The sequence below is a fragment of the Acidobacteriota bacterium genome (genome assembly GCA_038040445.1).
GTDB lineage: Bacteria > Acidobacteriota > Blastocatellia > UBA7656 > UBA7656 > Onstottus_A > Onstottus_A frigus.
In genome coordinates this window covers 78,805-105,071 of sequence record JBBPIG010000006.1, presented here as the reverse complement: position 1 = coordinate 105,071, position 26,267 = coordinate 78,805, and the positions used below count along the sequence as shown (strand labels likewise).

Annotated in this window: 27 protein-coding genes; 12 read left to right on the top strand and 15 right to left on the bottom strand. The window is 57.6% G+C overall.

The annotated features are described in order from the left end of the window. Positions 1-7 precede the first annotated feature (7 nt). The gene (locus AABO57_08475; GenBank protein MEK6285761.1) at positions 8-688 is read left to right on the top strand and encodes a lysophospholipid acyltransferase family protein; all 681 of its coding nucleotides are present in this window, start codon (positions 8-10) and stop codon (positions 686-688) included. Between the two features lie 28 nt (positions 689-716). Further along, positions 717-1,481: an SLBB domain-containing protein gene (locus tag AABO57_08470; GenBank protein ID MEK6285760.1), complete on the top strand. Its 765-nt coding sequence runs from the start codon at positions 717-719 to the stop codon at positions 1,479-1,481. Between the two features lie 183 nt (positions 1,482-1,664). Here AABO57_08470 and AABO57_08465 read toward each other — a convergent pair whose 3' ends face one another. From AABO57_08465 to AABO57_08450, 4 genes are all read right to left on the bottom strand, one after another. After that, positions 1,665-2,639, bottom strand: coding sequence for a VCBS repeat-containing protein (locus AABO57_08465; protein MEK6285759.1), 975 nt, complete (start codon positions 2,637-2,639; stop codon positions 1,665-1,667). Between the two features lie 17 nt (positions 2,640-2,656). Beyond that, on the bottom strand, positions 2,657-3,598 hold the full coding sequence (gene thrB / locus AABO57_08460) for a homoserine kinase (protein ID MEK6285758.1): 942 nt from the start codon (positions 3,596-3,598) through the stop codon (positions 2,657-2,659). Between the two features lie 22 nt (positions 3,599-3,620). After that, positions 3,621-4,394, bottom strand: a complete 774-nt coding sequence (locus tag AABO57_08455; protein ID MEK6285757.1) for an inositol monophosphatase family protein — start codon at positions 4,392-4,394, stop codon at positions 3,621-3,623. A gap of 515 nt (positions 4,395-4,909) precedes the next feature. After that, on the bottom strand, positions 4,910-5,923 hold the full coding sequence (locus tag AABO57_08450; GenBank protein ID MEK6285756.1) for an alpha/beta fold hydrolase: 1,014 nt from the start codon (positions 5,921-5,923) through the stop codon (positions 4,910-4,912). A gap of 119 nt (positions 5,924-6,042) precedes the next feature. Here AABO57_08450 and AABO57_08445 point away from each other — a divergent pair, with 119 nt between their 5' ends. Then, positions 6,043-8,223: an N-6 DNA methylase gene (locus tag AABO57_08445; protein MEK6285755.1), complete on the top strand. Its 2,181-nt coding sequence runs from the start codon at positions 6,043-6,045 to the stop codon at positions 8,221-8,223. 76 nt (positions 8,224-8,299) lie between these two features. Here AABO57_08445 and AABO57_08440 read toward each other — a convergent pair whose 3' ends face one another. From AABO57_08440 to AABO57_08430, 3 genes are all read right to left on the bottom strand, one after another. Then, the gene (locus AABO57_08440; GenBank protein ID MEK6285754.1) at positions 8,300-8,854 is read right to left on the bottom strand and encodes a hypothetical protein; all 555 of its coding nucleotides are present in this window, start codon (positions 8,852-8,854) and stop codon (positions 8,300-8,302) included. 25 nt (positions 8,855-8,879) lie between these two features. Continuing rightward, on the bottom strand, positions 8,880-9,287 hold the full coding sequence (locus tag AABO57_08435) for a hypothetical protein (protein MEK6285753.1): 408 nt from the start codon (positions 9,285-9,287) through the stop codon (positions 8,880-8,882). A 353-nt stretch (positions 9,288-9,640) separates the two neighbouring features. Next, positions 9,641-10,306 carry a class I SAM-dependent methyltransferase gene (locus AABO57_08430; protein MEK6285752.1) on the bottom strand — a complete coding sequence of 222 codons (666 nt, stop codon included), beginning with the start codon at positions 10,304-10,306 and terminating at the stop codon, positions 9,641-9,643. A gap of 191 nt (positions 10,307-10,497) precedes the next feature. On the opposite strand from AABO57_08430, the gene AABO57_08425 reads away from it, so the two are divergent. Both AABO57_08425 and AABO57_08420 read left to right on the top strand, forming a co-directional pair. Next, entirely contained in the window at positions 10,498-11,673 is a 1,176-nt protein-coding gene (locus AABO57_08425) for a phosphopentomutase (GenBank protein MEK6285751.1), read from the top strand. A gap of 56 nt (positions 11,674-11,729) precedes the next feature. Continuing rightward, positions 11,730-12,506, top strand: coding sequence for a HEAT repeat domain-containing protein (locus tag AABO57_08420; protein MEK6285750.1), 777 nt, complete (start codon positions 11,730-11,732; stop codon positions 12,504-12,506). Positions 12,507-12,605: 99 nt separating this feature from the next. On the opposite strand, the gene rpsU is transcribed toward AABO57_08420, so the two are convergent. After that, positions 12,606-12,815, bottom strand: coding sequence for a 30S ribosomal protein S21 (gene rpsU / locus AABO57_08415; GenBank protein ID MEK6285749.1), 210 nt, complete (start codon positions 12,813-12,815; stop codon positions 12,606-12,608). A gap of 136 nt (positions 12,816-12,951) precedes the next feature. Between rpsU and AABO57_08410 the strand changes: the two genes are divergently transcribed. The 3 genes from AABO57_08410 to purN all read left to right on the top strand — a co-directional run bounded on the left by AABO57_08410 (position 12,952) and on the right by purN (position 15,188). Then, a complete protein-coding gene (locus AABO57_08410; GenBank protein MEK6285748.1) occupies positions 12,952-13,533 on the top strand; it encodes a D-sedoheptulose 7-phosphate isomerase in 582 nt (193 codons plus the stop codon). Between the two features lie 30 nt (positions 13,534-13,563). Continuing rightward, positions 13,564-14,514, top strand: a complete 951-nt coding sequence (locus AABO57_08405; protein ID MEK6285747.1) for a hypothetical protein — start codon at positions 13,564-13,566, stop codon at positions 14,512-14,514. A 71-nt stretch (positions 14,515-14,585) separates the two neighbouring features. Continuing rightward, entirely contained in the window at positions 14,586-15,188 is a 603-nt protein-coding gene (gene purN / locus AABO57_08400; protein ID MEK6285746.1) for a phosphoribosylglycinamide formyltransferase, read from the top strand. Between the two features lie 233 nt (positions 15,189-15,421). Here the strand turns inward: purN and AABO57_08395 are convergent, their stop codons facing one another. From AABO57_08395 to AABO57_08365, 7 genes are all read right to left on the bottom strand, one after another. Then, the gene (locus AABO57_08395; protein ID MEK6285745.1) at positions 15,422-17,170 is read right to left on the bottom strand and encodes a matrixin family metalloprotease; all 1,749 of its coding nucleotides are present in this window, start codon (positions 17,168-17,170) and stop codon (positions 15,422-15,424) included. Between the two features lie 352 nt (positions 17,171-17,522). After that, the gene (locus AABO57_08390; protein ID MEK6285744.1) at positions 17,523-18,311 is read right to left on the bottom strand and encodes a hypothetical protein; all 789 of its coding nucleotides are present in this window, start codon (positions 18,309-18,311) and stop codon (positions 17,523-17,525) included. Between the two features lie 224 nt (positions 18,312-18,535). Beyond that, positions 18,536-19,171 (bottom strand): DUF5655 domain-containing protein, encoded by a 636-nt coding sequence (locus tag AABO57_08385; protein MEK6285743.1) that lies wholly within the window; start codon positions 19,169-19,171, stop codon positions 18,536-18,538. A 109-nt stretch (positions 19,172-19,280) separates the two neighbouring features. Then, positions 19,281-19,670, bottom strand: coding sequence for a VOC family protein (locus AABO57_08380; GenBank protein ID MEK6285742.1), 390 nt, complete (start codon positions 19,668-19,670; stop codon positions 19,281-19,283). After that, positions 19,663-20,223, bottom strand: coding sequence for a DUF1579 family protein (locus AABO57_08375; GenBank protein MEK6285741.1), 561 nt, complete (start codon positions 20,221-20,223; stop codon positions 19,663-19,665). The genes AABO57_08380 and AABO57_08375 overlap by 8 nt, the downstream gene beginning before the upstream one ends. 166 nt (positions 20,224-20,389) lie before the next feature. After that, positions 20,390-22,234 (bottom strand): excinuclease ABC subunit UvrC, encoded by a 1,845-nt coding sequence (gene uvrC, locus AABO57_08370; GenBank protein ID MEK6285740.1) that lies wholly within the window; start codon positions 22,232-22,234, stop codon positions 20,390-20,392. 72 nt (positions 22,235-22,306) lie between these two features. After that, positions 22,307-23,071 (bottom strand): hypothetical protein, encoded by a 765-nt coding sequence (locus tag AABO57_08365; GenBank protein ID MEK6285739.1) that lies wholly within the window; start codon positions 23,069-23,071, stop codon positions 22,307-22,309. Between the two features lie 180 nt (positions 23,072-23,251). On the opposite strand from AABO57_08365, the gene AABO57_08360 reads away from it, so the two are divergent. From AABO57_08360 to AABO57_08345, 4 genes are all read left to right on the top strand, one after another. Then, positions 23,252-23,941: an OmpA family protein gene (locus AABO57_08360; protein MEK6285738.1), complete on the top strand. Its 690-nt coding sequence runs from the start codon at positions 23,252-23,254 to the stop codon at positions 23,939-23,941. 169 nt (positions 23,942-24,110) lie between these two features. Next, the gene (locus tag AABO57_08355; GenBank protein ID MEK6285737.1) at positions 24,111-25,040 is read left to right on the top strand and encodes a PfkB family carbohydrate kinase; all 930 of its coding nucleotides are present in this window, start codon (positions 24,111-24,113) and stop codon (positions 25,038-25,040) included. Positions 25,041-25,156: 116 nt separating this feature from the next. After that, on the top strand, positions 25,157-25,756 hold the full coding sequence (locus AABO57_08350) for a hemerythrin domain-containing protein (protein ID MEK6285736.1): 600 nt from the start codon (positions 25,157-25,159) through the stop codon (positions 25,754-25,756). Next, a complete protein-coding gene (locus tag AABO57_08345) occupies positions 25,753-26,253 on the top strand; it encodes a hemerythrin domain-containing protein (protein MEK6285735.1) in 501 nt (166 codons plus the stop codon). The genes AABO57_08350 and AABO57_08345 overlap by 4 nt, the downstream gene beginning before the upstream one ends. Positions 26,254-26,267: the final 14 nt, after the last annotated feature.

The window sequence follows — 26,267 nt, the reverse complement described above, 5'->3', positions numbered from 1 at the left end:
TTAGACTATGCGATTTCTAATAGCCGTGCTCAGCCCATTCGTTTGGTGGCTTTGCCGGATGCTGTTCAAAATTGAGTTCCACGGCGTCGAGAACATCCCGAGCGAAGGCGCTTGCATTATTACACCAAATCACGTCACCTACGCCGATCCGGTCTGGATCACCGTCCCGGTGCGCAGACGCGTCTACTACATGGCGTGGGACAAGCCGTTTCGCATACCGGTGTTCGGACTCATGATGCGAATGTTCGGGGCGTTCCCGGTGAACCTTGATGTAGCTGGGGATGCGTCGGCTCAACGAGAGGCGATCGATATGCTGCGGAGGGGGCGCGCGTTAGTGATGTTTCCGGAAGGCGGCCGCACTAAAACCGGGAAGCTGATGGGGTTCAAGATGGGCGCGTTCAGGTTGGCTTTGGCTCACGGTGTTCCCATCGTGCCCGTGACGATCCAGGGAGCGGGTACGATCTGGCCGGTAGGGCAAATGCTCCCGCGGCTGGGCAAGCTGACAATCACGTATCACCCGCCGATCAAAGTCGAGCGTATGGATGAAGAGGCGAGCAGGTCCGAACTGAAAGAACGCGCGCGGCAACTCGCGAGAAGGACTCACGACATTGTGGCAACCGCACTCGATCCCGCGAGCTTGCCCGCACCGGAGGCCGGCGATACTCTCTCGCTTGAAACCAACCCCTAACGGCGATATAACTTCCGCAGTCATGGCAATGTCAAAAAGAACCGCAGTGCTAACGGTTAGCCTTTTGCTGACACTCGCGAGCTTGACGCAAGCCAATCTGCCGACGGGTCACGCGCAGTCGGTTGCCGGCGGTTCCAGTCAAACACCGGGTGACGCATACGCATACTTCATTCAAGGCGCGGTGAACAAGCCTGGCGTTTACCGGATTGAGAGCGCCCCGTCGCTGTTGAAACTTCTCGCCCTGGCAGGGGGGCTTGCGGATAGTCACGGCTCGACCGCCTTTATCATACGCAGGCTCAAGACCCCGGATTCACTCGTGCGGTACGTAAAGATCGATGCATCGCTCACGGGCAATCTCGAGGCGGCTACGAATCTCGAGCCGGGCGACATTGTGAACATCCCTCAGGCCGACGTTGTCTTCGTCACAGGAGAAGTGACCGCGGCGGGGTCGTTCCCGTTCAAAGAAGGCATGACGTTGGTGCAGGCGGTGTCGCTTGCTCGCGGCGTGACCGTCAGAGCAAAGACTGGCCGAGTAGTCATATTCCGGCAGGATTCAACCGGGACGCGGCTAGAAATCAACGTCGACCTCGATGCCGTGATGAGCGGGAAACAGAAAGACGTCCCCCTCCAGCCGAATGACATCATCATCGTTCCGAATGATCGGGCCAGGACTGTGTTTTGGCGGTTCCTGGATATTCCGCCGATTCCGGTTTTAGTTCCTTGCCGCGGTTCGCGTCCCTGCATGGCGCGGTTGGATTTGAGTCTGTTCGAAGCCGGTAACGAACAAGATTAGCTGGCACGCCCGAGATGCTGAAACCGCTTTCTTGCCACTAAGACCCAAAGTCACAAAGAAGCCCGAACCGATTAAGTCGGTGTGTTCACTGATCTGGTGCGCCTTAGTGTCTTTGAGTCTTAGTGGCGGCAAACAGGTTTTGAGCATCCTGTTGGTGCTGGGGAGGAACAAGCTTTGTTGGCTCTACAGCGGGAGCGGGTCGCCGTATTTCATCTCTCGAAGCTTCTTCGCGCTGTCGCCTTTGCGGAAATCATCGATGATCACAAGCCGGTGTTTAGTCTGCGCCGCTGACTTCGCGTTCGAGTTCAACAACGCTTCCATTTCCTTCAACCCGCGCTCGACATCGCCGGTATGAGCGTAGGTTAGCGCAAGCGCGATCGCCAGACCAACGTATGCCTCATCAGAATACTCGCCGGTAGTTATTTGAGACTTCGCTTCTTCGATCGAAGCGCGTATGCGATCAAGCTCGCCCGTGTAAAAGTCCGCGAAGTCGCGAGCCGCATACACGTACTTGCCGTTTCGCCACCCGTATACCATCACCGCTCCCGGTGAGGCCGCGTGCGACAGGTCGTCGTAGGATTCCCATCGCGCGTCGGTCACCAGCAACTCATGAATGCCGTCGCCGTTGAGGTCGGCAATCCTTTGAATCGGCGCCGCGGCAATCAGCTCCGCTTTGTGATTGCGCACCTGATAGATCTCGGTCGGGTTGCAGCTCCAACAATTTCCACCGCTCGAGCTCTGAACGATTATCTCTTTGATCCCGTCGCCGTTTATGTCGGTGGCGTTCAACTTGTTTGGCTCGCGCGCGAGAGCGAAAGAGAAAAAGAAGTCACTACGCCGGAAGATTGTCTTGGAAGTTCGGCCGTCGCCTTCGAGGATTCGCAGTTCAAAGGCCTCGTTGGGAGCCTTCGGTTTCTCTTGTTGGAAGATGGCTGCCAGGTGATGGGCCGTTCCGTCCAAGCTGGCTTCCACGGCCTCTTTCAGCCTCGAGCCTGTCGAGGTGAGCTGTGAAACCTCAGCCTGAAACTCGGCGCTGACCTTCGGCGTTGTCGCGGCTTGAGCGCGGTTGGCGTAGAGCGGCGCGCAACGGCCAGTGCTTCCAAAAGCGAATGCATCGAGCGCGACTGCGATGCTAATGATGAAAGCGTAACGCTTCATAGACTCCTTCAAACATCTCACCCCTCCGGGGTGACACTTCGAACCACGCGGCCGCTATTATCGACGCCGACTTCGAGCGTGCGCGACCGGACGCCTGCCGTCGCGAGCCGGTAACTCATCTCGGCGGCGATCTGCGAGAAGTTCTCGGTGGCGAACGCGATCATAGTCGAGCCCGCCCCGCTCACCGCTACACCGAGCAAGCCCGGATAGTCGCGCGTCTGCTCGTTCATTCGCAGCACCTCTCCGAGCCCCGGCCCGTGAGGGATGCGATGCGGCTGGTGCAAGCGGTCGCGTAGAGCTTCGGCGAACAGTTCGTAGCGGCGTTCGGCGATCAGCGCTTGCAGCAGCGCCGCGCGCTGAACGTTGAACACTGCGTCTCCGAGCTTTACTTCCCTGGGTAAGACACCGCGCATCTGCGAAGTATTCATTTCAAATTCAGGAATGCATAGCACGATCTTCACATCTTCAGGCCACGCGCGTTTCACTGTGACGAGCGATCGTTCCAGCCTTGCCGTTTCTGTTACACAGGCGACGACCAGCCCTCCCAGCAGACTGGGCGCAAGGTTGTCGCCGTGATCTTCAAAGCGCAGACAGTAGCCAAACAACTCCTCCTCGCTCAAGCGCTCGCCGGTCAGCGCCTCGTAGACCGAGATGCCCGCGACAATGGCGGCACTGCTGCTGCCTAGTCCTCGCGCAAGCGGAATCTGGCTGTTAACAAGCAACCGCGCGCCCTCAATTCTCTTTCCGCAAAGATCGGCGACTGAACGCGCCACCCTGGCGATCAGGTTCGACTCGTCACGCGGCACGCGATCCGCGCCTTCGCCCGTCGGCACGACCTCGAATCCGCCGGCACGGTCTTCAACCGTGACCCGCAGATACAGCGAGAGCGCCAGCCCGCACGCATCGAAACTCGCGCCGAGGTTTGAAGTGGAGGCAGGGATTGTGATTTCTGTGTGCACCAGGTTTATCTTCCGCAGGCTCCTAACCGCCAGCCCTGCTTGCGAGCACTTCAATCATTCGATCGTGTATCAGACCATTGCTCGCCACGACCTCGGGTTTGTAGTTTGAGAATGGACCGCCGCTGAAATTCGTAATGCGTCCTCCTGCTTCGGTGACGATCAACGTGCCCGCGGCCGTGTCCCATGGAGAGAGGTTCAGCTCCCAGAATCCGTCGAAGCGCCCGCACGCAACGTAGCAAAGATCCAACGCCGCGGCTCCGTCGCGTCGAAGCGCCTGCGCATTCATCGCGAAGTTGGTCCAGTGATCCAGATTCGTCAGCTTCGAGGTTTTTATGTCGTAAGGGAACCCGGTGGATAGAATTCCCTGCATCAAGTCATCTATCTTCGATACGCGAATCGGGCGGTTGTTGAGCGCCGCGCCGCCTCCACGTTCTGCGGTGAACAACTCGTCGCGCATTGGATCGTAGACCACGCCAAGCATCACCTCGCCTCGGCATTCGAGCGCTATCGAAACGCAGAAGATGGGATACCCGTGCGCGTAGTTTGTCGTTCCATCAAGCGGGTCAACGATCCAGCGATACTCGGAGCTGCTTTCCGAAAGGCCGCCTTCTTCGGCAAGGATTTCGTGACGTGGGTGGTGGGTTGAGATCGCGTCGCGGATTAGTCTCTCGCTCGCGAGGTCGACGTCGGTGACCAGATTGATCGAGCCCTTATAGTCTATGTCGATCGTGGTGCCGACCCGATCGCGAAGCAGCCGGCCGGCATCTCTAGCCACGCCTATTGCGAAGTTCAGCATTTGGCTATTTCAACACAAAGCCGCGCGAGCACCAAGACTTTGTGCGCCGATGGCGCTTTGCTTCTGGCCAAGCGTTAGGAAGACTTTGTAAGAAGTTGATCGCAATACCACCAACGCAGTTGGTGGATTGTTCATACTCGGCCTACAACGGCAGTGCCCAGCGTGCCAGCTCCTGAATCCCACCAACGCAGTTGGTGGATCGTTCATACACTACCTACAACAGCGACGCTCAGGCGGCTCGCCTCGTTGAACCCACCACGCATTCAGCCTGGCCGCAATCGGTTTGTAGGCCGGGTCTGAACGATCCACCAACTGCGTTGGTGGGATTCAAAGGGGCGAGCCGGCTGGGCGCCACCGTTGTAGGCCGAGTATGAACGATCCACCAACTGCGTTGGTGGGATTCAGGACCGATGCGCCGAATCTCGTGGTAGGCTAGGTATCAACAATCCACCAACTGCGTTGGTGGGATTTTTGCCTCGATGACCGAGGCACGACTCCAACGCGGCTAGTGCCTCCTAACTACTTAATAACTTCACGAACTCAACTGCCATCATTTCAGCCCAGAAGCGTTCTTCACCTTCGCGATCGGCCGAGATGAAGCCGACGTGCCCGCCTTGCTCCGGCGCGAGAAGTGCGACGTTCGGATTCGCTTCGATGTCGCGGTGCTTGAACGACGCGAACGGAATGAACGGGTCATCCTGCGCGTGAACGATCAACGTTGGAACCGTGATCCGATTGATAAACTGAAGCGAGCTTGCCCGCTCATAGTAGGTAGCCACGTTGCCGAATCCAGAATGCGGCGCGGTGTAAACATCATCGAACTTGCGAATCGACCATACGCCTCGCAGCCTCGATGCGTCGTAGCGCTCGGGGAACAGACGCGCCTTCCGCCGCATCCTGGCCCTCAGGCTCCAAACGAATCGCATGTTGTAAATCATATTCGATCGCTGCTCGATCGCGTCCGCCGAAGCGTTCAGATCAATCGTCGGAGAAACCGCGATCACACCTTTCAACTGCTGAGGCGCGCCGCCGCCGTATTCACCGGCAAGCTTGAGCACGACGTTGCCGCCAAGCGAGAAACCCGCCAGATAAAGTTCTCCGAGGCCATCGCGCTCTCCAAGCTCCGAGATAATATGTCGCAGGTCGTCGGTCAACCCCGCGTGATAAAGCGTCGAGGTCAGGTGCTCCGTTCCGCCGCAGTTTCGCGTGTTCACTCGCACCGCGTTGAACCCGGCCGCCAGAGCCTTGTCCGCGGTGCCGAGCATGTAGCGCGATTCGGTCGAGCCTTCCATGCCGTGGAGTATTACAAGCGTCGGCCGAGTCGCGCGCTCGTTTTGCCACGAGCAGTGGGCCAGCACTCGGACGCCGGGCCCACTATCAAAATAGCGCGGCTCAGCGCGCTCGGTAACAAGTTTGAACCGGCGCGGGATCAGCGAGCCCGCAAGCGTCTGCGCGTGCGCGTTCCTCAGCTTCGGTAGCGGGATGAACGGCATCCGGGCGAGGTGTTCGAGTATGCGATCTTTCGTCATGCGGTTGTGTGCTGTACACTCAGCCCGCGCGGCTCGGTAGTCGGCGAAGGCTAAGAAGAATTGTAGTTGCCGGGCGTCGAGGCTATCAAGCTTGCCTGTCCACTGCTACTGGAAACGCGATGGCAAACTCGAGAGATGAGAGGCATCGTTACGGTCAGCACTACACGCCTCGCGAGGTGGCGCGCCTATTAGCGGCCTTCGCAATCCGTCGGCCCGGCGACCTGGTGCTTGACCCGAGTTGCGGAGATGGGAGGTTGCTTGAAGAGGCGCTCGGGCTTAAGAACCGGCTCGCGGCTCATGGTGATTCACCGAGGCTGGCACGAGAGGTCTTCGGAGTGGAGCGGTCGCCGTCCGCGGGAAGGCTCGCTCGTCGAACGGGCGCTTGCGTTGCGGTTGCTGACTTCTTTGATGTTGAACCCGGCGCGAGATTGAACCGGACGACGTCGCTGCCGCTCGAGTTCGACGCCGTCATCGGCAACCCGCCGTATATCCGGCACGAAGTAGTAGGCTCGACGGACAAGCGCCGCATAGAAGCTTGCCTGGTTCGCGATCGAGTGGCTTCGCTGGAGGTGTTCTGGCCGCGTTGGTCCGGCCGCTCGGACATCTACGTCTATTTCTTCGCTCATTCGATTCGATTCCTGAAGAGTCGAGGGCGGCTGGTGTTTCTGACAGCAGGCAGTTGGCTCGATGTAGGATACGGGGCAGCGCTACGCGAGTTTCTGCTTGCTAACTTCCGAGTGATTGCAGTCATTGAATCCGGCTGTGAAAGCTTCTTTGAAGACGCGTCGATAAACACGGCAATCACCGTGCTCGAACGCGAACCCGATCCGCGCGCAAGAGACAGGAACGCAATTCGGTTTGTCCGGTTCAATCGCGCGCTGACAGAGATTCTCGGGGAAGACAGCGCGCATAAGGACGGGCAACCCAATGCCGCGGTGCAGCTTGCGAGCGACATCGAACGAGGCGTGACTTCATCGACCGGCGAGCGGTATCGAATTCGCGTCATCGGTCAGTCGGAGCTGTTGCCTGCTACGACGGCTGCTACGACGAAAGCCCCCCAGCTAGTCGCGCGCGCCGTCGCACAAGGGTGGGGCAAGTACCTGCGCGCGGACGACGTCTTCTTCAAGGTGATTGAACGCGGCAGTTCGCGATTGCGAAGCTTGTCGAAGATGGCAAGTGTCCGCTTCGGCGTTAAGACGGGCGCTAATGAGTTCTTCTACGTGAAGGAGGACGGAGGACGGACGACGGACGACGGGCAAAGGGCGAAGGGCGAAGGGCGAAGCGCAAAGAGCAAGGGGCAAGGGGCGAAGGGCAAAGGGCAAGGTACGAAGGGCGAAGGGCAAGGGGCAAGGGGCGAAGGGCGAAGCGCAAAGGGCGAAGGGGCGTTGCTCGCGTTGGCGGAGGTGGCTTCGGTGCGGCGCGGCGTCACTACCGGCGCCAATGAGTTTTTTTATCTCAGTCGGGCTGACACGCCAACAGAGACGAGAGCTGGCGGCCGGCGCTCGCAGGCAAAGAGATCAACCAACGGGCTCACGGTTGTGCGCGACTCTGAGGGAAAGTTGCGAGAGATCGAATCAGAACTGCTCTCGCCGGTGGTCTTCTCTCTGAAGGAGGTTCGTGGAGTTCTGCTCGAGCGAGTGGCATCGCAAAGGATGCTATTCAACTGCCCCCTTGCTGCCGACAAGCTTTCCGGCACTCGAGCGCTCGAGTACATCAAAAGCGGCGAGCGCGCAGGCTATGACCAGAGGCCCACTTGCGCGTCACGCGATCCGTGGTATTCGGTGGCGCGCGATATGCAACCCGCCCCGCTGATCTTCCCTTCGAAGGTTGGCGAGCGCTGGGTCGTCGCCTTGAATCGCGCGGGTGTTTTTGAAGATAAGAAGCTGTACGGCATCTTCCCGAACGGCGGCGTATCGGAACTCGCGCTTGCGGCGCTACTCAACTCAACCTGGGCGCGCTACTACGCCGAGATCACTTGCCGGCAGATGACCGGCGCGCAAGCGATCGCCGACATCGACGTCGCAGTGGCCGAACAAATACTGCTGCCCGATCCGCGCAAGTTACCGGCGTCGATAAAGAAGAAACTTGAAGCGGCAATTTTGGAGTTGTCGCGCCGTCCGGTGTACTCGGTCTTCGAAGAAGTACAGCGTCCTGATCGCCGTCGGCTTGATATGTTGACGCTTGAAGCAATCGGCTTCTGCGGGAGATCAGAGCAAGGCGTTGTTGATGAGCTATATCAGGCTGTATCGAACCTTGTGAAAGGTCGCCTAGCGAAGTCGCGCGCCGGACAGCGGACGTGAGCTAGTAAGTTGTGCGAGGCGCGGGGGTGATGTGCATACGGAAAGTCCACCAGCCGACAACGAGGCCGGCGCAGCGTCAGTTAGTTGGCGCCATTTCCGCGGTTTTCTCTGGAGCTTTACTGCCGTTTCTTTTCGATTCGTTATCCACGCCAAACACTCTCCGCAGGGCAAGGGCGTTCATTGATTTGTTTGATAAATCGTCTGACAGGGTGATTAGTTCGAATGGCGGCGGCTCATTGTCACGGCCGCCCTTGAAATCCATCAGGGCCTCGGCAAAACCGTTGATAGCCTCATTGACATCCTCCTCGGCGACGCTACGCACCCCGGCATAATAGAGCGTCTCGAAAGCCCTGATCGCGGGTGCGGCCTCAGTCAATGATCTAGAGGAGACAATCTCGGCGGCCGCCTTACACACCGGGTAATACACTTCCTTTCGCTCCTTATAAAGCGTGAATTCGTATTCTTGCCTTCTGTTTTCAAAGTATGTAAATAATGTCCAGCCAACCCCGACAACCAGGAAGACCAATGTAAGTGATCTGAGGCTCATGTCCCAGAGCTCGAACGTTGGCTTTGATTTCGCCTCGGAAGTCTTGCCTCCCGTGCTTCCCTGAGCATTCCCTGTTGTAGTCATGACATCCTCCACGTCGAAGTCGGTCTTATTGGGTCTTCGATCCTTCCCACAGAATCACCTCCTGTTTCGGATCACTTTTTAACTCTGCAGGTCTTTGCCCACCCAGCTTGCCAAGGCACAACTGCAGTCTGGAGTTCTTGATGCTGAAGATCCCCATTGTTGTCTTTCCTTTGTTGGGACCGGTGGCGATGGACAAATCGATCCAAGTTGGATTGCTCGGGTATAGAATAATCCTTCCCGTCTCTCTATAGTTTGGGAGCACCGCATATGAGTAACCATTAACCTTAATCTCCAGAGAGGCAATCAATCTGTTGCCACCTCGCAGTCTCCATTTGCCAAGCAACAACTCTGTAGGAGTCTGCGCCCGAGATGACGGAGTCGCACAGATGCTCAACAGCACTAAGAGCAGCGCCAAACGCAGTGATAATCGCATGATTGCCTCCCAATCGTTGTCATTTCCCAATTCACCGAAGCGAGAGGTTCTGGGCAAACTGATCTTACGACTTTCAGATGGAGTGATCAAGCTGACAACCTATCTATCTTATCCATTCTAGTCAAGGAGTGTCCCAGGGGCGACGCGATGAATGCTTTGACCCTTGAAATTGTAGGTTGGCTAATGCCCAGTCTTGGCGCAATTGAGATCTGCACGACGGAAGCCCGGCTACGCGACTAACCGTCACTTGTGTCAGCTCGGTCTAGTTAACAGCAGGCGCTTGCCAGTCGGGCATGTTGAAGACCCGGCCGCCGCGCTTGCAAAGGCCGCATTCTCTTCGCGCTTGAAAGACGCTACGATCGGTGACTGGAGGGCCGGCTCATGGCGGCGCGTTCCGTAGAACACCCTTTGCCCCAAAATGTTGCCGCAACCAAGACCAGGTCGCCGGCTGTGTGCACCGTCCGAATCTCTTCAAAGCCAGCTCTCAATAAAGCTGTCTCGTGCTCACTCAAACTCAGCAGGTGCTCTTCCTGCTGATCGCCATCATTAACCTCATCGGCTATGAGGATGATGCCTCCTTCCTCGAGAAGAAGTCTTAACTCACCATAGAGCTTTGGAATCCGCGCCCCTTCGCGCACCTCGTGGATGGCTTGCATCGATACGAGCGCATCGTACGGAGCCGGCAGCGATCGCCACCATCCATCATCGAGGAAACTCCCCTGGTGAAAAACGGCTCTGTGGCCGAAATCTCTGAGCCGAGCGCGGCTGAGTTCGAGCATGTGCGGCGAGAAGTCGAACAAGTGGTAAGAGGCTACATCGCATCCGGCTAGAACTCTCTCGGCTAGGAAGCCTGGACCGCTACCGACATCCAGAACCTTCGAAGCGTGAAGGACCGCTAGCTCAGAAACAATCGCTTCGAAAAGCTCCGGGCGGAATGGCCTTTTGGAATTTGCTACACTTGCCCACTCGTTGACATAGGCTTCGTCAAAGTAGTCGTGAGGTCCGGTGTAGTCGTGCATAAGAGCTACAAATTTAGCCCCCAGTGCAAGGCGAAGTCTACCCGGCGGAGTTGCCGCAATTCGGGCGGTGAGAAGCCCCGCCGGTTGCAAAGGCTCGGCGCCAGTGTCGCATACTCGCAGGAATCGCGATCATTTTGGGCGGCGCGTTGATAATTCGTTCCGCCCGACTTAGAATCGCACCGGAGATAAGGATGTCCTCAAAGAGCCCTTTCAACCGAATCGTCCTCGTCGTCCTCGATAGCGTGGGCATCGGTGAGATGCCCGATGCAGCCGACTACGGAGACACAGGCGCGGACACGCTCGGGCACGCGCTCGGCTCGCGAGAGGTGCGCATTCCGAATCTCCAGCGGATGGGTCTGGCAAACATCAGAAGCTTGCCGGTTCACCCAGTTGAAAACCCCAGCGGCGTTTTTGGCAAAGCGGCGACCCACTCACGCGGCAAGGATACGACCACCGGCCACTGGGAGATGGGCGGCATCATTACCGCGAACCCTTTCCCTACCTATCCGGATGGTTTTCCGCCGCGTGTGATCGAGCCGTTTGAGCGAGCGATCGGCCGCCGGGTCTTAGGCAACAAGGCCGCCTCGGGAACGGAGATCATCAAGGAACTGGGCGAAGAGCACGTTCGAACGGGAAGACCGATCGTTTACACGTCGGCCGATAGCGTCTTTCAGATTGCCGCGCACGAACAGGTTGTCCCGCTCGATCAACTCTATGAATGGTGTGAGATCGCGCGCGGGCAACTCACCGGGCAGGACGAGGTAGGCCGAGTGATCGCCCGGCCGTTCATCGGCGAGCCAGGCAGCTTTCGCCGCACCGAAGCGCGACAGGACTACGCGATCGATCCGCCCGAGGATACGTTGCTCGATCGCGTGAAGTCGGCGGGTCTGGCGGTTAGCGCGGTTGGCAAGATCGGGTCGATCTTCTGCCATCGAGGAACGACCGAAGAATTGAAAGCCGGCAACAACAACGCAAGCATAGATCAGACGCTGCACGCGCTCGGATCCACCGGACGCGGTTTGATCTTCACGAATCTTGTCGACTTTGACATGCTCTACGGCCATCGCAACGACGTGGAAGGCTATGCTCGCTCGCTCGAAGAGTTCGACGCGCGGTTGCCGGAAATACAGGAAGCGATGGACGACGACGACTTGCTGATGATAACCGCGGACCACGGCTGCGACCCGGGGGATGTCTCGACGGATCACACGCGCGAGTACGTGCCGGTGCTGGCGTGGGGGCGGCGCGCGCGTGCCGGAGTCGATCTAGGCATTCGATCGTCGCTCGCGGATATCGGGCAGACTGTAGCCGAGAACTTCGGGTTGACCCTGCAGGCCGGAAGAAGCTTTTTGCGAGAGATGTTGTAAACTAACTTCTGATCAGGCTGTGCGCAGTCTGCGCCATCCGATATGAGACTTAGCCTATGAAGCTGGCCGTCATCCTCACACTTGTTCTAACCGTCTCCTGGCACACGCGGACCTCCGCAGGCCCGGCAATACAGAGCACGCCGCCGGTGCAAGAAAAATCGCAGAAGGATGATGAGACCGCGCGGATACTCGAGCGGATCAAGAGCCGGCTGCCCGCCGAGCGCCGGGAAGCGATCGATCAACTGGCCGAAGCTGGTGACCCGCGCGCGGTTGAACCGTTGATTGCCGCGCTGAAGGATCAGGAAGGAGACGTTCGAGCTTCCGCTGCGAATGCGCTGGGGCAACTGGCCGACAAGCGAGCAGTCGAACCGCTGATCTCGATGCTCAATGACGAGGTTTCATTCGTACGCGCCGCGGCGGCGAGAGTGCTCGGTCAACTGGGCGAGGCGCGCGCGGTCGACGCGTTGACGGGCGCTCTCAAGGATGGCAATTCGACGGTTCGCGGGGCTGCTGCAATGGGGCTCGGTTCGTTGAAGGAAGCGCGCGCCGTGCCCGCTTTGATCTCGGCGCTCAGAGACGAGGCCCCTGACGTGAGGTCGGCGGTAGCGGCGGCCCTTGGCGACCTTCGCGACAAGAAAGCGGTGGCGCATCTTATCCAGACGCTCAAGGACGAGTATAGGATGGTAAAGCTGGCGGCGGCGCTTGCGCTCGCGGACATCGGCGACAAGCTTGCGGTACAGGCGCTTAGTGAAGCCGTAGCGAATGAGAAAGACGAAGAAACGCGCTCGCAGATGAAGGAAGCACTTCAGAGATTAATGGCTTCTCCGGACTAGGAAAGCAGAGGTCAGAGGTCAGAGGTCAGAGTCGGACGTCAGCGGACTGCCGACCTCTGATGTCTGACTTCTGCCCTCTGATTTCTGACCTCTGTTCTTTCACTCTTCGTGGGTTACGTTCCGCTTTCGAAGGCTCTTTCTGGCTCGACGCCTGGCAACCTGTGACTTCAGGCGTTTGCGTTCGCCGGGCTTTAAATAGAAGGCGTGCTTCTTGGTGTCAGTGATGATTCCTTCGCGGGCTACTTGTCGCTTGAAGCGACGGATTGCGCTTTCGATGCTCTCGTTATCGTGAACCTTTACTTGTGCCACTCAGAACCTCCGTTTCCTTTACCGAGCGAAAAGCTTACACAACGAGCATTGCGAGTGTCAATCTTCAGGAACCGGCCCGTTTCGTCAACTACGGCAAGCTTGTCTTATCCATGGCCAGCCAATAGACTACACCGCTGTGACGACAGAACGCATTCATCAGATCGCGCGCGAAAGCATCGAAACCAATAAGGCATTCTTCGAGGCTCACGCTGAGACCGTTGCGCGCGCAGCCGAACTCGTAATCTCCGCAATCAAAGCAGGCGGCAAAATGCTGATCTTCGGGAACGGCGGCTCGGCGGCTGACGCTCAGCACATCGCCGCCGAGCTTGTGAACCGCCTCAACTACGACCGCCCGCCCATAGCGGCGATAGCGCTTACGACGGACACCTCGATTCTTACTTCTGTCGGGAACGATTCGTCGTTCGACGAATTGTTCGAGCGGCAGTTGCGAGCGTTGGGCCGGAAGGGTGATGTGGCTCTTGCGATCTCCACGAGCGGCAACTCGCCGAACGTCTTGCGAGCGGTCGAGGCCGCACGCGAGCTTGGCATCCGGACGTTAGCTCTCGCCGGCCGCAACGGGGGCAAGCTCGCGGCTGCAGTAGACATCGCTCTCGTGGTAAATGCTCACTCAACGCAGCGGATTCAAGAGACTCATATCACGATTGGACACATCCTGTGCGAACTGGTTGAGGACGCGCTATACGGAACCAAGCGATAGGACGGAAGGACCAATTGGATCAATACCATTATGTCGCGATACAAAACCGAGCCAATCGATCTCTCCCGGATTGCTACCTATCCGCTGGCTTCACGTCCGAGCAAGGTGACCACGGCTGACTTCGCTAAGCCGGCTCAAGACAGTTCATCGCTAAAGGGCTTTCTGGACGGCCTGCCAAACATTCTGGCCGCGCGTGAACTGCGCGAGCTTGCCGGGCTGATCAGAGAAGCAAAGCAAAAGGGCCGCGCGATCATCGTCGGGCTCGGCGGCCATGTGATCAAGACCGGCCTCGCTCCCATGTTGATTGATCTGATGCAGCGCGGCTACGTGACCGGGTTCGCTATGAACGGCTCGGCTATGATTCACGATTTCGAGATCGCGCTTGTGGGCGCGACTTCGGAGGACGTGGATGCAACGCTCGGCGCAGGTACCTTTGGCATGGCGGAAGAAACCGGCCGCATAATCAACGAAGCAGTCACTGCCGGAGCAAAAGACAACATCGGAATGGGAGAAGCGATCGGCCGCCAGCTTCAGCTCACGGGGCCGGCACACGCCGAGAAGTCACTGCTTCACGCGGCATATGAAGCGCGGATCCCGGTCACAGTACACGTCGCTATTGGAACGGACATCGTTCACATACACCCTTCGGCGGACGGAGCAAGCACAGGTAAAACGACTCTACATGATTTCCGGCTCCTGTGTTCGCTTGTGCGAGACCTTGACGATGGCGGCGTCTACTTGAATCTAGGGTCGGCGGTTGTGTTGCCGGAAGTTTTCTTAAAGACAGTAACCGTCGTTCGAAACCTGGGATTCAAGCTGCAAGACTTCTACACCGCTAACTTCGATTTCATTCAGCAGTATCGCCCGCTGACGAATGTGGTGCGACGCCCGGTGGCCGGCAGCGGGCGTGGGTTTTCGTTTGTCGGACACCACGAGATAATGATTCCGCTGCTTGCCGCCTCTGTTATCAACGGAACTTGATCTACTATCCGAACGAGGGGAATAGGAAGTCTCTTGCGTGTCCGTAAGCCTTGCGGTATTTTCCGCGCGACATGGCAAAGCCCAGAATCGCCATTCTAATATCCGGCCGCGGATCAAACATGGTAGCCCTGCTTGACGCGATCCGCGAGGGCCGCCTCGATGCCGAAGCCGCGGTAGTAGTCAGCAACGTCAAGTCAGCTCCCGGGCTAGCGAAGGCACAGGATCGCGGCGTTGAGACGCTGGTCATCAGCCACAAGAACCGAACGCGCGAAGAGCACGACGGCGAGATCTGTGCCGAGCTGAAGCGTCGAGACGTTTCGCTCGTATGTCTCGCGGGTTATATGAGACTACTCAGCCCTCAGTTTGTGCGCGCGTTCGAGAATCGGATTCTGAACATCCACCCTTCGCTCTTGCCCGCTTTTCCCGGCATCGACGCGCAGCGGCAAGCGCTCGAGCAAGGCGTCAAGTTCACCGGCTGCACCGTGCACATAGTCGACGAACAACTTGACCATGGTCCGATCGTGATGCAGCGCGCCGTCGAAGTCTTCGATGATGATACGGTCGAGACACTGTCGGCGCGAATACTCGAATATGAGCATCGTATCTATCCCGAAGCCGCCGCGCGTGTGCTGAGCAAAGGCTTCCGCGTTGAAGGCCAGCGAACGTTTTTCTGAGGTTAGAAGTGGATTTGCAGTCGATCTGGAAAGATTATGGCAACGACCCGCGTGTCGGACTGCCTCGAAAGGACGATTCTACCAGCGTTATTTAATCGGGTCGTTGCCTGTCAGTTAGATTCACTAAGACCCCCGTACGGGTTGCCTCGACGAACCGTATGAATGGGCCAGATGGCCGCTGAACCCATGAAGCCGCGCCGGGGCTTACCTCAAAGGGTTCAGCGGCACACCGGTTACTCGACAACGAATTGGAACACGTTTGATTGCTTGCCGTCGGGATTGACCACGTAAACCTGGTGAACTCCCGGCTTCTGTTTTCTCTTCTGGGTTATCAACATAGTTCCGTCCAGTGTGGCCCACAGACCTTCACCGTCGACGTAGACCGTCGCGTCAGTTTGAAAGTCGGTTCCGGAAACAAATACTTTCTTCTTTTTGAACAGAGCTCCTGTGATAGCCGGGCCAAGACCGGGCGGTCTCACCACAAGCGTAAATGAGCTTTGTGAAGTGTTGCCCGATGAATCCCGGACCTGGGCGACTACCTCGAAGTTCCCGGACACGCTGGTCCTTCCAAACAGGAACCCGCTCATCCCCATCTGCACACCGGGAGGCATTTGCCCGCCAACAAGATCCCAATGGTAGCCGCCCGTTCCGCCGCTTGCCTCCAGACTTACGGCGTAGTCGCGGTCTACGTTGGCAGTGGGGAGCTCGGACGTCATGATGCTCAACCGTCCTACTCCTGTTCCTCCGGGATATACGGTGGTGATGCCGCGAACGTCGTCGGGTGTCAGCGATGCGCACCGATTGTCGAAGTGAACATAAGCCGCCATCGTCGCGCTTGTATCGGATGAATGGCCGAGCCCGAGCGCGTGTCCCATCTCGTGAGTGGCCACTTCTTGAAATTGGCAACGATTCGTAAAGTTACAAAGTGCGTAAGGATTGAACGACATATTGGCTTCGACTGCCTTGCCGTATTTGGTGCCGCCGATGTTCTTCGTGGTGTTCGGCAAGTATCTTACGATGCCGGACACGGCGAGCAACCCCGAGCAGCTTTGCGACGCCGCGAAGTAGTTGTCACAGTTATTGAACGAAATCGTGTTGGCCCCATCGGCGACTTGAACTCCGCAGCCGCCCGTTGTGCCGCCGTAGGTCAGGCGAAGAGAACCGCCCGCAGTGGTCCACGCATTCATCACCGCCCGGATGTCATTTTCCAGTTGGAAGAAGCTCGGCGCGCCCGTTGGATTGACATAGAAGACTACCGCTTGATTGCTGTCTGGCTCGAACCAGCGCGAAGGACTAGTCGGGTTCAGAAGCACCCATTGAGGAGTGAACTCCATACCGGGAAGCGTTGACTGAAACTCGACGGGCTGAGCAAGCACCGGAACGTCTGAATAGTACCTCTGCTCGAAATTGCGCATCCCCTTTCGGTTCGCGGCAATCAAGCTTTCTACCATCTGAGTGTAAGCGCCAAGTTCGCTGCGATTGATCCCGTTGTCCCCCGAACCGCCCATGATGACGACGTTTTCGCCTTCCAACTGGCGTTCGACAAAAGCGCGCCCGGTGGAGGAATCGCGGATGATGTTGAACTTCCCCAGGAAGCCCTGATGAACTCGCAGCGCTCCGTCGGGCCAGGTGTTGAGGTACAAGAGAACTTCCTGCCCGGCATCGAATCTCGGCATTCCGAAGATCTGCGTGCCTCGATCGCGCGTCTCTCCGCCCATCTCCTTCAGCACTATCTCACGCTCGGAGATCATGCCTTTCAGCACCGTGTTCACTTGTAAGCGAACATAGGTATAAACAACGTCGGTGCCGGCGTCCACGCCGGTCGAGAGCTCGATCACTCTGCCGATGACAATCGCGCGGGATTCGACAACCATCTCGCTGTCTCTCGGAACTACCGCAGTCGTAGCAAGTGCTGCTTCACCATAAGCGAGAACCAAGAGGCATCCCGCTAGTGAAAGGATATGGAGTCTTCGTTTGAACATAATGCATTCCTGATTGCACTTCGTTGTGCAGAAAAATCGTGTTGGAACAGAAGTAAATCCAGTGAGGGCCGCTCCAATTGAGGCAAGGATGATGCCAATGTTACTGAAGGTGAGTGGGGTTAAGAGAAGTTTTCGCTAAGCGAAACATCGTGTCCCCATTTTGGGGACTGCATCAGGAATGAAAGCCGAAGCGATGGGTACCACGGGGAGAGAGATGACTAACGTACCGATGGAGAGATAGGTCAGGTGAGGCAAACGGCAGCGAGCACAAAAACGCCGCGCCCTCTTCGACTAACCGGGCGCGGCATAATACTTGGCAAAGTCAGAATGACGAGAGTTTTCTCTCAATCAATCATCGATCTGACCGAACGGAGAACGTAATCGGCCGAGTTGTGACCATACCTATTTCGGTACCGCTTCTGAGCTCTGCTTCGCTTCCTTTTGTGAGCATTACTCCGGCTACGCCGGCTCCGGCTCCAATGATCGCTCCGATGCCGGCGCCCTTGCCGCCGCCGATTGCGCCGCCGAGCACGGCGCCGCCGACGGTCCCGCCGCCGACATAGGCGACATTACGTTTGTCGGATGACTTGCCGCTCACTTCGTTTTCAGCATCGACGTTACCGGCGCGTGTGTCTTGTAGCTCGGTCAGCGCGCCGTCGAGCTGATACCTGGTTCCATCAGGCAGGACAACCGACTCGAACTGCATTCCGAGCTGTCCTTCGCGCCCACGCGTGCGAGCCGGAGAGACTGAGGTCACCCGGCCTTCGACGATCGAGCGCGCGGGGACGACTTCCACTCCGCCAGCATAGACGGGAGTCGTGACGGTGGACTGGAAGCGATCTCCTACACGCGACGTCCCGCTGTTAAGAGTCTGGTTCATTCTGAGGCGGAAATATTGGTTCTGGGGCAATGTGTAAGTGGCGAAAACCGGCCCCACAACCGCAGCGTTGGCCCCGCCATTTTGCGAAGCCAGCGTCGCGGCGGTTTGCGCGCGCGCCTTGCTCCGGGTTCTTCGACTCAACGCCGGTTTGCAATTGCAGGTTCGCTTTTTCTGCGCCGCCAGTGCCGCGGACTCCAAGAGCGGCGCGATGATGGCAATCAACATAGCGGCCGCCAAAGCGGTGACGATGCGTCTTTTCATACTCCCTCCTGAGCGTGGTTCGTGTTAGAAGTGGAAAGATGATTTTTCGGCGGTGTTGGGATGACAGGAGCTTGCCCGGGTGTTGCCTTGCCCGCGAGGAGATTTCGGCTCAGCCGTGTCATTGCCGAGCAGGAGGGGAATTTCAGATTTCATATTGCAGATTGCAGATTATTGCAGATTGCAGATTTCATATTGCAGATTGCAGATTATTGCAGATTGCAGATTTAAGCGTCGCGATCGTAGGCAACCTTGAGCCAGCGCTTCACGTCATCGTCGATTTCTTCGACCGACGTAATCGGTATGCGGTGCGTTATGCGATCCTTCTTCGCGAATCCGCCGGTGTCAATCAGCCGCCCGCCGCCTTTCATATCTCCAAGCGCGAAGCCGATGTCGATTCGCGTCTGAGTAATCGGTTTGATCTGCGCGAACACGTGGTTACGATAGAGCGGGACGATGGTCTGGCAGGGACATGCCTTCGCTTCCTTGCCAATGGAGAGCCCAAGCTTGAGCAGCGCGTCGTAGATCGGACGCAACGACTCCTTCTTCCCCTCGAACATTTTCTCAACGTAGCGCTCGGCCGCTCTCAAGTAAGCTTCGGGATCTCCCTCTTCGCCGCCCTTGCCTTCGGCTCTCTCGGCAAGCCACCCCGCGTAGTTGGTCCCGAGCCCGTGTTCCGTCTTGAGCCACTCACGCCGCTCCTTCTCAGTTTTTGGGCCGGACTTCTTGATGAACTTGAGCCACGAATCCAGACTTCTGCCGGTCTTGGCTGGCAGATTGTGGATCGCCTTCTGAACCATCGCGACGCTCGGATGAATGCCGTAGATAGACTTGCTCTTTGTCTTAGCCGCTTTGCGCGCCATAGCGACCAACCTCCCTTTCTAATCGTCCCTCCTAACCTTGTGAACGCGTTATCGCGAGGGCTCTTTTAACCATAGAGCAGCGGCCTAGTCCAATAATGCGGATCCCTTTTCATTTCCCTTCAGCTTCCGGGTGTTGGCTCAGACTGAACCAATTGCCGGAATTGTCCTTGAATACGGCCCCGATCCCCCAGGGTTGCTCCTGGGGCGGAGATATGAACTCTACTCCTCTTGCTTTCAGCTCTTCGTAGGCCGCCTGGCAATCGGTGGTGTCGAAAACCCCGCCTCCGAGCTTCCCTCCTTGCACAAGCTCTCTGATCTGCTTGGCAGTGGCCTCGTCGAACATGAAGCCGGGGCTGGGTTCCATCAGGATTATTTCAAAATCCGGCTGGTCCTTCGGCCCTACGGTCAGCCAGCGAAACCCTCCGTCCATCGTTGCGTCGGTTCGAACTTCGAAGCCCAACTTGTCTCGATAGAACTCCAGAGCCGCTTGTTTATCCAACACATAAATTGCGGCATGTGAATTTCGCTTTAGTGGCTTTTCCTTCCATCACCGTCGTCCAACCGCTGTCGGCGCCCATCTCCAACTTCATTGTGTACATCGTTGGCGAGATTTCTTTCGCAGTGAAGCGCATCTTTGTTGGCTTGCCTGCCATCTTCGATTCCGAAGTCCAAATCAACGAATCTCCCTCGGCGGTACCCTTGAAGTGCTCGGCCTCGCCGAAGTTGTTGAAGGCGTCGTAGGTGTACACCTTTTCCTCGGCGTTGTAGCCCATTATCGACAACCCCTTCATCTCACCCATCGAGCCCTTGCCCTCAGCGTGCGTGACCACGAAGAATCCGCCCGGCAACCATTGGCTGCGATCCGTGCCGGTCATCTTTGAGCCGGGACCCATCGGGCCGGGTTTGATTTCATACTCAACGTTCCAAGTCCCGACGTAGTATTGAAGCCTCTTCTGCTCGGGTCCGGGCTTCGGCATCTGGGTAGCATCTTGCGCCGCGGTGACACCCGCAAGAACAACCACAAAGCACACAGCAGTGATTAGTCGTTTCATTATGGTTTCTCCCCTGAAGAGTTCGTAGTCCCGCCTTCAGGCGGAAGTTCGTCAAACAGCCTCTCAAGCAACGCCGCTACGGACTTCCGCCTGAAGGCGGGACTACGAACCCTTTTGCGAAGTATACAACACAAACAGAAGCGAGGTTCAAACAAAGAAGCGGGTCTCAATCCTCGACTTGAGCGCCGTCCACCGGTATCAGTTCAGAAGCGCGCAGATGCGCAAAGTGCTCGATGATCCGCCGTGCTTCGCGAGCGCCGACGAACGGTTTTAACTCGTCGAAGCTCGCTTCCGAGACACGCTTCAGGCTTCCGAAGTTTCGAAGCAGGCGGGCCTTCAACTTGTCACCCACGCCCGGTATCGACGTCAGCTCGCTCTCGAAGTCGCGCATCGCTCTGCGCTTTCTGTGATAGGTCACCGCGAAGCGATGGGTCTCGTCGCGGATCATCTGGATCAAGTGCAGCACTGGAGAATGATGATCGATCCGAACCGGCTCTTCTTTGCCCTTGACGAACAGCAACTCTTCCCGCTTGGCAATCGCAGCCGCCGGCAAGGCTTCGAGCCCGAGCTCGTGCAGAGAGCGCGCGGCCGCAGCAAGCTGGCCTTTCCCTCCGTCAATCAGAACAAGATCCGGAAGCGGTTTGTTCTCGCGCATCAATCGCGAATAGCGGCGGCCGACCACTTCGTACATCGACTGAAAATCGTCGGCCCTTCCTTCGACTGAGCGCACCTTGAATTTGCGATAGTCGGACTTCTTCATCGCGCCGTGCTCGCACACAACCATCGAAGCGACGTTTTCAGCGCCCTGGATATTCGAGATGTCGAACGACTCGATGCGATCCGGAACCGTCGGCAGTTCGAGCGTCTCGCGAAGCTCCTCGAGCACTTTCCGCATATCCGGCCGCTGCATTCGGAAGCGCTGATCGAAATTCAATCGAGCATTCTTCTCGACCAGGTCGATCAAGTCCCTCTTGACGCCGCGTTGAGGCATGACGATGTGTACGCGCCGCCCGCGTTGAGTGGTCAGGTACTCTTCGAGCAGTTGGCGGTCTTCGAAATCGACCGGCACATCGATCTCGCCCGGCGCATAGTCTCCCGCGGTGTAGTACTGCTTGAGCGCCTGCCCGATGAACGCGGCCGGGTCGAACGGGTCGGCGATGTCTTCCCAGTAGAACTCGCGCTTGCCCACCACCTTTCCTTCGCGCATCGTGAACAGCGACAGCGCCAGCAGCGGGCCCTCTCGATAGTAGCCGAAGATGTCGATGTCATCGCGCGAGATGACCATCATCTTTTGCTGCTCGCCAAGCTTCTGAATCGTCCTGAGCTGATCTCGAAAGCGCGCGGCCGCTTCGAACATCAGCTCATCCGACGCTTGTTGCATTCGGCGCTTCAAATCGGCTTCAAGATCCGCGGTCTTGCCTTGCAGCAACAAATCGACGTCCCGAACGGCCTCGTTGTATTGCTCGATCGAGCACAGGCGGCTCACGCAGGGGCCGAGGCAGCGCTTGATGTGATATTCGAGGCACGGCCGGTCGGCTTTCCCGTTTATATCCATGGTGCAGGTGCGAAGCTGAAAATTCGTGTTGATCAGATCGAGCGTGTTCCAGGCGAGCGAGATCGGCAGGAACGGGCCGTAGTAACTCGCCCCATCCTTCAATATCTTTCGCGCGATCATCGCGCGCGGCGCGCGTTCATTGGTGACCTTGATGTGAGGGTACTGCTTGTCGTCTTTGAGCAGCACGTTGAAGATCGGCTTGTGTTTTTTGATCAGGTTGCACTCGAGGGCGAGCGCTTCGATTTCATTGTCGGTGACGATGAGGTCGACGTCGGTTATGCGGGCGATCAGATCGCCGGTCTTAAACTCGTGGGCGCGATCGGAATGAAAGTACTGGCGGACGCGATTGCGGAGGTTCTTCGCCTTGCCGACGTAGATTATCTTGGCTTTCTTGTCGCGGAAGATGTAACAGCCGGGCTGAGTCGGTAGGTTGGAGAGTTTCTCTTCAAGAGACATCGGAGGTGGGGGTTGGGGGTTAGGGGATGGGGGTTGGCGATTTCTAACCCCGAACCCCTGTCCCCCAACCCCCTATTCAAGCTTGAACAACGGAACGTATTTGCCTTCTTCAAACGTGAACTTGAAAGTGCCTTCGAAGCGGCGGATGCCGGACACCCCGGCGCCGCTTGCGAGCGTTGGCATTCTCAGCGTGCCTTCGTACTGGTTGTAGTCGATCGTCGCGCTGAATGACTTCAGCTTGTTCGCTTCTTTGTCGACCGCGTCAAGGTTATGAAGCCCCTCGATCTTGATCGTCAGCACGTCGCCAGTCTGGGGCTCGATCTGCACGATGCCCGACGCCAGCGGTACATTGGTCACGTCGCCTTTGGGCACAAACCGAAACCATCGCTCGTTTTTGCGGCCGGCGACGACCTCTTGAAAGTTGTAGTACTTCACCCGTTCTGGCAGAAGGGGAAAGAACGCCAGGTCCCAGACCGCTCCAAACGAAAGCAACGTCGGCTCGTCCTCTTTTACGCTGCGCTTTGGGTTCCCCTTCTTGTCGGTGTCGGCGGTGACACGAACGACGACCGGGGTCTCTCCGGATTTGTCGGGTTTCTTCGCGGGCTCAACGGTGACCGTCGTATCGCGCAGCTCTTCCTGGGTCTCTTTGTCGCCTTTGACCTTGAACCGCTCGACGTGAATCTTCTGCTCGTAGCGGCAGTGATCGCGGAAATAGAGCGATCGGTCTTGATTGGCGGCAACCTTGCAAATTAACTCCGGCGCGGTACAAGTTTGCGCGCTTGCGCGACCGGCTGCGAGCGCAGCCACGACGAGCAGAACAACAACAGCGTGTCTCATCAACTTCTTGACTCCCAAAGGGTTTTTCGTGTATTAACTCTAGCGTTGCTCTGAGAAAGTATAGGTTAGTCGGGGATATCACGGCAAACGTCATCATTATCTAGCGCACGAACCTCAGCCCGTGCTGATCGCGCTGGCACCTCGGCCGCAACCGGCATATCAAAGAGTATGGAGGCCCCTATGAAGCTTAAGGCGATGGCTGTTGCAGGCATCGCAGCCGCAGTTCTGCTTGGCAGCGCGTGCGCGACCAAGAAGTATGTTCGCAATCGAGTCAACGAACGCGCGACCCCTCTCGAAAGCAGAACTGGCGAATTGGAAGAGACGTCGCGGCGCAACACTCAAGACGTAGGCCGGCTCGGCCGGGAAATCGAAGAAGTCCGCCAGAGAACCGACCGCGCTCAACAGGGCGCTGATCGGGCAGCCTCGTCCGCCGAGCAAGCTAACACGCGGGTGACCGGCGTCGAACAAACAGTCTCGGATTTGCGAACCAACCTCGACAAGTACACCGTTCAGAAGACCGTGACCGTTCAGTTCAAAGCGGGCAAATCGGAACTGTTTCCCGAAGCAACGGCCGCCCTTGACGAGCTTGCGAGCCAGATCAAGGATCGCAACGGCTTCTTGCTCGAGATCGAAGGCTTCGCTTCAGCAGAAGGCAAGGCTGATCTGAACGAACGTTTAAGCCAGGCGCGTTCGGAGGTGGTTAAGAGATACCTGGCCGAGCGCCACAACATCCCGCTTTTCCGAATGTCGATACTCGGCTTCGGCACGAGCCGCCCGGTCGGCCCGAACGAAACAAAGGAAGGCCGCGAGCAGAACCGGCGCGTCGAGGTCCGCTTGTTGACCAATAACGCAGTCAGCCAGTCGCACTGAGGATCAGAAGGCAGAAGGCAGTGAGGATTAGAAGGCAGAAGGCAGAAGGCAGAAGGCAGAAAGCAGTGCGCATATCTTGCGGCGGACTGCCTTCCGCCTTCCGCCTTCTGCTTTCTGCTTTCTGCTTTCTGCTTTCTGCCTTCTGATTTCTGCTTTCTGCTTTCTGATTATGGAGTTTGGGATTGAGATACCGCGAGGCAAACCCTTCGACGCCGTCGCTCTTGGACTCAATGCCATAGATCACCTGATCGTCGTCCCTCACTATCCGGAATTCAACACCAAGATTCCTTTCATCTCGCAAACGATTGCGCCCGGCGGCCAATGCGCGACCGCGATGGTCACGCTGTCTCGCCTCGGCATGCGCGCGCGCTACATCGGCAAGGTCGGTTCGGATGAGATGGGCAGTGTTCAGATTGAGTCGATCACATCGGAAGCCGTCGAGTGCTCGGGCGTGGTTGTCGTCGACGGAGCGGAAACTCAAACTGCGTTCATCATTGTCGACCAGGCGAGCGGCGAACGGACCATACTGTGGAACCGCGATGAACGTTTGATCTTCACTGAGGACGAAGTAGATCGTGAGGCAGTCACGTCGGGCCGAGTGCTTCACCTGGACGGGCACGATGTTGCAGCTTCGATCGCCGCGGCCGGGTATGCGCGCGAGGCGCGCGTGCCGACGGTGATCGATATAGACAACGCGTATCCGGGATTCGAACAGTTGCTTCCTCTGATTGATTTCATCGTCTGTTCAGGCAGCTTCACCGAGCGGGTAACCGGCGAGCCGGACCTCCGCGCGGGTCTCAAGAAGCTGGCTGAGACCACCGGCTCACCTTTCGTTGCCGCGACCATCGGCCGAGAAGGAGTGCTGGCCCGCTTCAAAGACCAGTACATTCACTCGCCGGCCTTCGCTGTCGATTGCAAGGACACCACAGGCGCGGGCGATGCGTTTCACGGCGGATTCATCTACGGGTTGCTTGCAGGGTTTTCGGTCGAAGACACCTTGAGATTTGCAAACGTGGTGGCGGCGTTGAACTGCCGCCGCGTTGGAGCGCGCACCGCGCTTCCGACGCTCGATGAAGTAAACGCACTGCTCGCAGCATAGGCTTCAGTCTGTGCCGGTAGTGTCCTAATCGACCAACCCAAGATTAGGACACAACTGTATACTTTGAGTTAAGCCAGCGATTCCTAAGATAAGGTATCATTGTCCCGGACAAAATTATGCCGATCACGATTGGTAAGAAGATTGAGAGCGACTATTCGAATCCGCTGGGCTTGCTCAGCGATTGTCACCGGCGCATCGAGAAGTTTCTTGATGTGCTGATGAGGGTCACCAGCCAGGCACGAGGCGCCGGCCTGAATGAAGACCAGCGGCACGCCTTGGAAGTTGCGCTTCGGTATTTCCGCGAAGCCGCTCCGAAGCACACGCGCGACGAGGAAGAGTCATTGTTCCCACGTATGCTGGCGTGTTCCGACGAGCGAGCGCGGTCAGCGATTTCCTTGCTTGACGAGTTACACGCCGATCATGAGCTTGCAGACGCGGGCCACGCGGAAGTAGAAGCGCTCGGGAGCCGATGGCTTTCGGAGGACGTTCTGTCGATCGAGTCGACTGACCGTCTTAGCGAGCTGGTATACCAGCTTCACTCGACGTATCAAAAACACATCGCGATCGAAGATGGGGAAGTCTTTCCGCTTGCGGGCCAAATACTGAGTGACGCCGAACTCGCCGCCGTTGGGCGAGAGATGGCGACGCGCCGGTCGATAGACCTGAACGCGCTTGAATCGAACCTGAGCGTTTCGCCTGGGGCGGACAAGCCATGACAACTTCAGCAAGGCGCAACGATAGTCTGATCCCGCTTTCTCGCGAGCATCAGTACGCTCTGATGTTGTGCTTGCGCATCCATCGAGGACTGATCGAGCACGACGCAGATGCAAACTGGCTTCAGATGAAAGCGGGCGTTGCGGTCCGCTTCTTCGAGGGCGAACTGGCAGCCCACTTTCAAGCCGAAGAGGAGGTCTTATTTCCAGCGATGCGCGAGCTTTCGGGCGCTCAGCAGATCATCGACGAGCTGCTTGTGGAACACGGGAAGATGAGGCGGCTCATTGATGAGTTGCGCCAGATTGAACTTAGCTCGCTCGCGTCTACGCTAAAGGAATTCGCCGATACTCTCGAGGCGCACATTCGCAAAGAGGAGCGCGAGCTGTTTCCGATCTACGAGCAGCAGGCATCGCCGGAAATCGTCTTCCGCGTCGAGCGCGCGATCTTCAGTCTGATCGGCTCGGCGGCTCAGCCTCGAAACCCGGAGTTGTTGAGGTAGGCCTGATTGGTTTG

Bases quoted from the DNA above. Each gene is read 5' to 3' on its own strand.
- AABO57_08475 (MEK6285761.1), top strand. From the start codon at position 8: ATGCGATTTCTAATAGCCGTGCTCAGCCCATTCGTTTGGTGGCTTTGC.
- AABO57_08470 (MEK6285760.1), top strand. From the start codon at position 717: ATGTCAAAAAGAACCGCAGTGCTAACGGTTAGCCTTTTGCTGACACTC.
- AABO57_08465 (MEK6285759.1), bottom strand. From the start codon at position 2,639: ATGAAGCGTTACGCTTTCATCATTAGCATCGCAGTCGCGCTCGATGCA.
- AABO57_08455 (MEK6285757.1), bottom strand. From the start codon at position 4,394: ATGCTGAACTTCGCAATAGGCGTGGCTAGAGATGCCGGCCGGCTGCTT.
- AABO57_08450 (MEK6285756.1), bottom strand. From the start codon at position 5,923: ATGACGAAAGATCGCATACTCGAACACCTCGCCCGGATGCCGTTCATC.
- AABO57_08445 (MEK6285755.1), top strand. From the start codon at position 6,043: ATGGCAAACTCGAGAGATGAGAGGCATCGTTACGGTCAGCACTACACG.
- AABO57_08440 (MEK6285754.1), bottom strand. From the start codon at position 8,854: ATGACTACAACAGGGAATGCTCAGGGAAGCACGGGAGGCAAGACTTCC.
- AABO57_08435 (MEK6285753.1), bottom strand. From the start codon at position 9,287: ATGCGATTATCACTGCGTTTGGCGCTGCTCTTAGTGCTGTTGAGCATC.
- AABO57_08430 (MEK6285752.1), bottom strand. From the start codon at position 10,306: ATGCACGACTACACCGGACCTCACGACTACTTTGACGAAGCCTATGTC.
- AABO57_08425 (MEK6285751.1), top strand. From the start codon at position 10,498: ATGTCCTCAAAGAGCCCTTTCAACCGAATCGTCCTCGTCGTCCTCGAT.
- AABO57_08420 (MEK6285750.1), top strand. From the start codon at position 11,730: ATGAAGCTGGCCGTCATCCTCACACTTGTTCTAACCGTCTCCTGGCAC.
- AABO57_08405 (MEK6285747.1), top strand. From the start codon at position 13,564: ATGTCGCGATACAAAACCGAGCCAATCGATCTCTCCCGGATTGCTACC.
- purN (MEK6285746.1), top strand. From the start codon at position 14,586: ATGGCAAAGCCCAGAATCGCCATTCTAATATCCGGCCGCGGATCAAAC.
- AABO57_08395 (MEK6285745.1), bottom strand. From the start codon at position 17,170: ATGTTCAAACGAAGACTCCATATCCTTTCACTAGCGGGATGCCTCTTG.
- AABO57_08390 (MEK6285744.1), bottom strand. From the start codon at position 18,311: ATGAAAAGACGCATCGTCACCGCTTTGGCGGCCGCTATGTTGATTGCC.
- AABO57_08385 (MEK6285743.1), bottom strand. From the start codon at position 19,171: ATGGCGCGCAAAGCGGCTAAGACAAAGAGCAAGTCTATCTACGGCATT.
- AABO57_08375 (MEK6285741.1), bottom strand. From the start codon at position 20,223: ATGAAACGACTAATCACTGCTGTGTGCTTTGTGGTTGTTCTTGCGGGT.
- uvrC (MEK6285740.1), bottom strand. From the start codon at position 22,234: ATGTCTCTTGAAGAGAAACTCTCCAACCTACCGACTCAGCCCGGCTGT.
- AABO57_08365 (MEK6285739.1), bottom strand. From the start codon at position 23,071: ATGAGACACGCTGTTGTTGTTCTGCTCGTCGTGGCTGCGCTCGCAGCC.
- AABO57_08360 (MEK6285738.1), top strand. From the start codon at position 23,252: ATGAAGCTTAAGGCGATGGCTGTTGCAGGCATCGCAGCCGCAGTTCTG.
- AABO57_08355 (MEK6285737.1), top strand. From the start codon at position 24,111: ATGGAGTTTGGGATTGAGATACCGCGAGGCAAACCCTTCGACGCCGTC.
- AABO57_08350 (MEK6285736.1), top strand. From the start codon at position 25,157: ATGCCGATCACGATTGGTAAGAAGATTGAGAGCGACTATTCGAATCCG.
- AABO57_08345 (MEK6285735.1), top strand. From the start codon at position 25,753: ATGACAACTTCAGCAAGGCGCAACGATAGTCTGATCCCGCTTTCTCGC.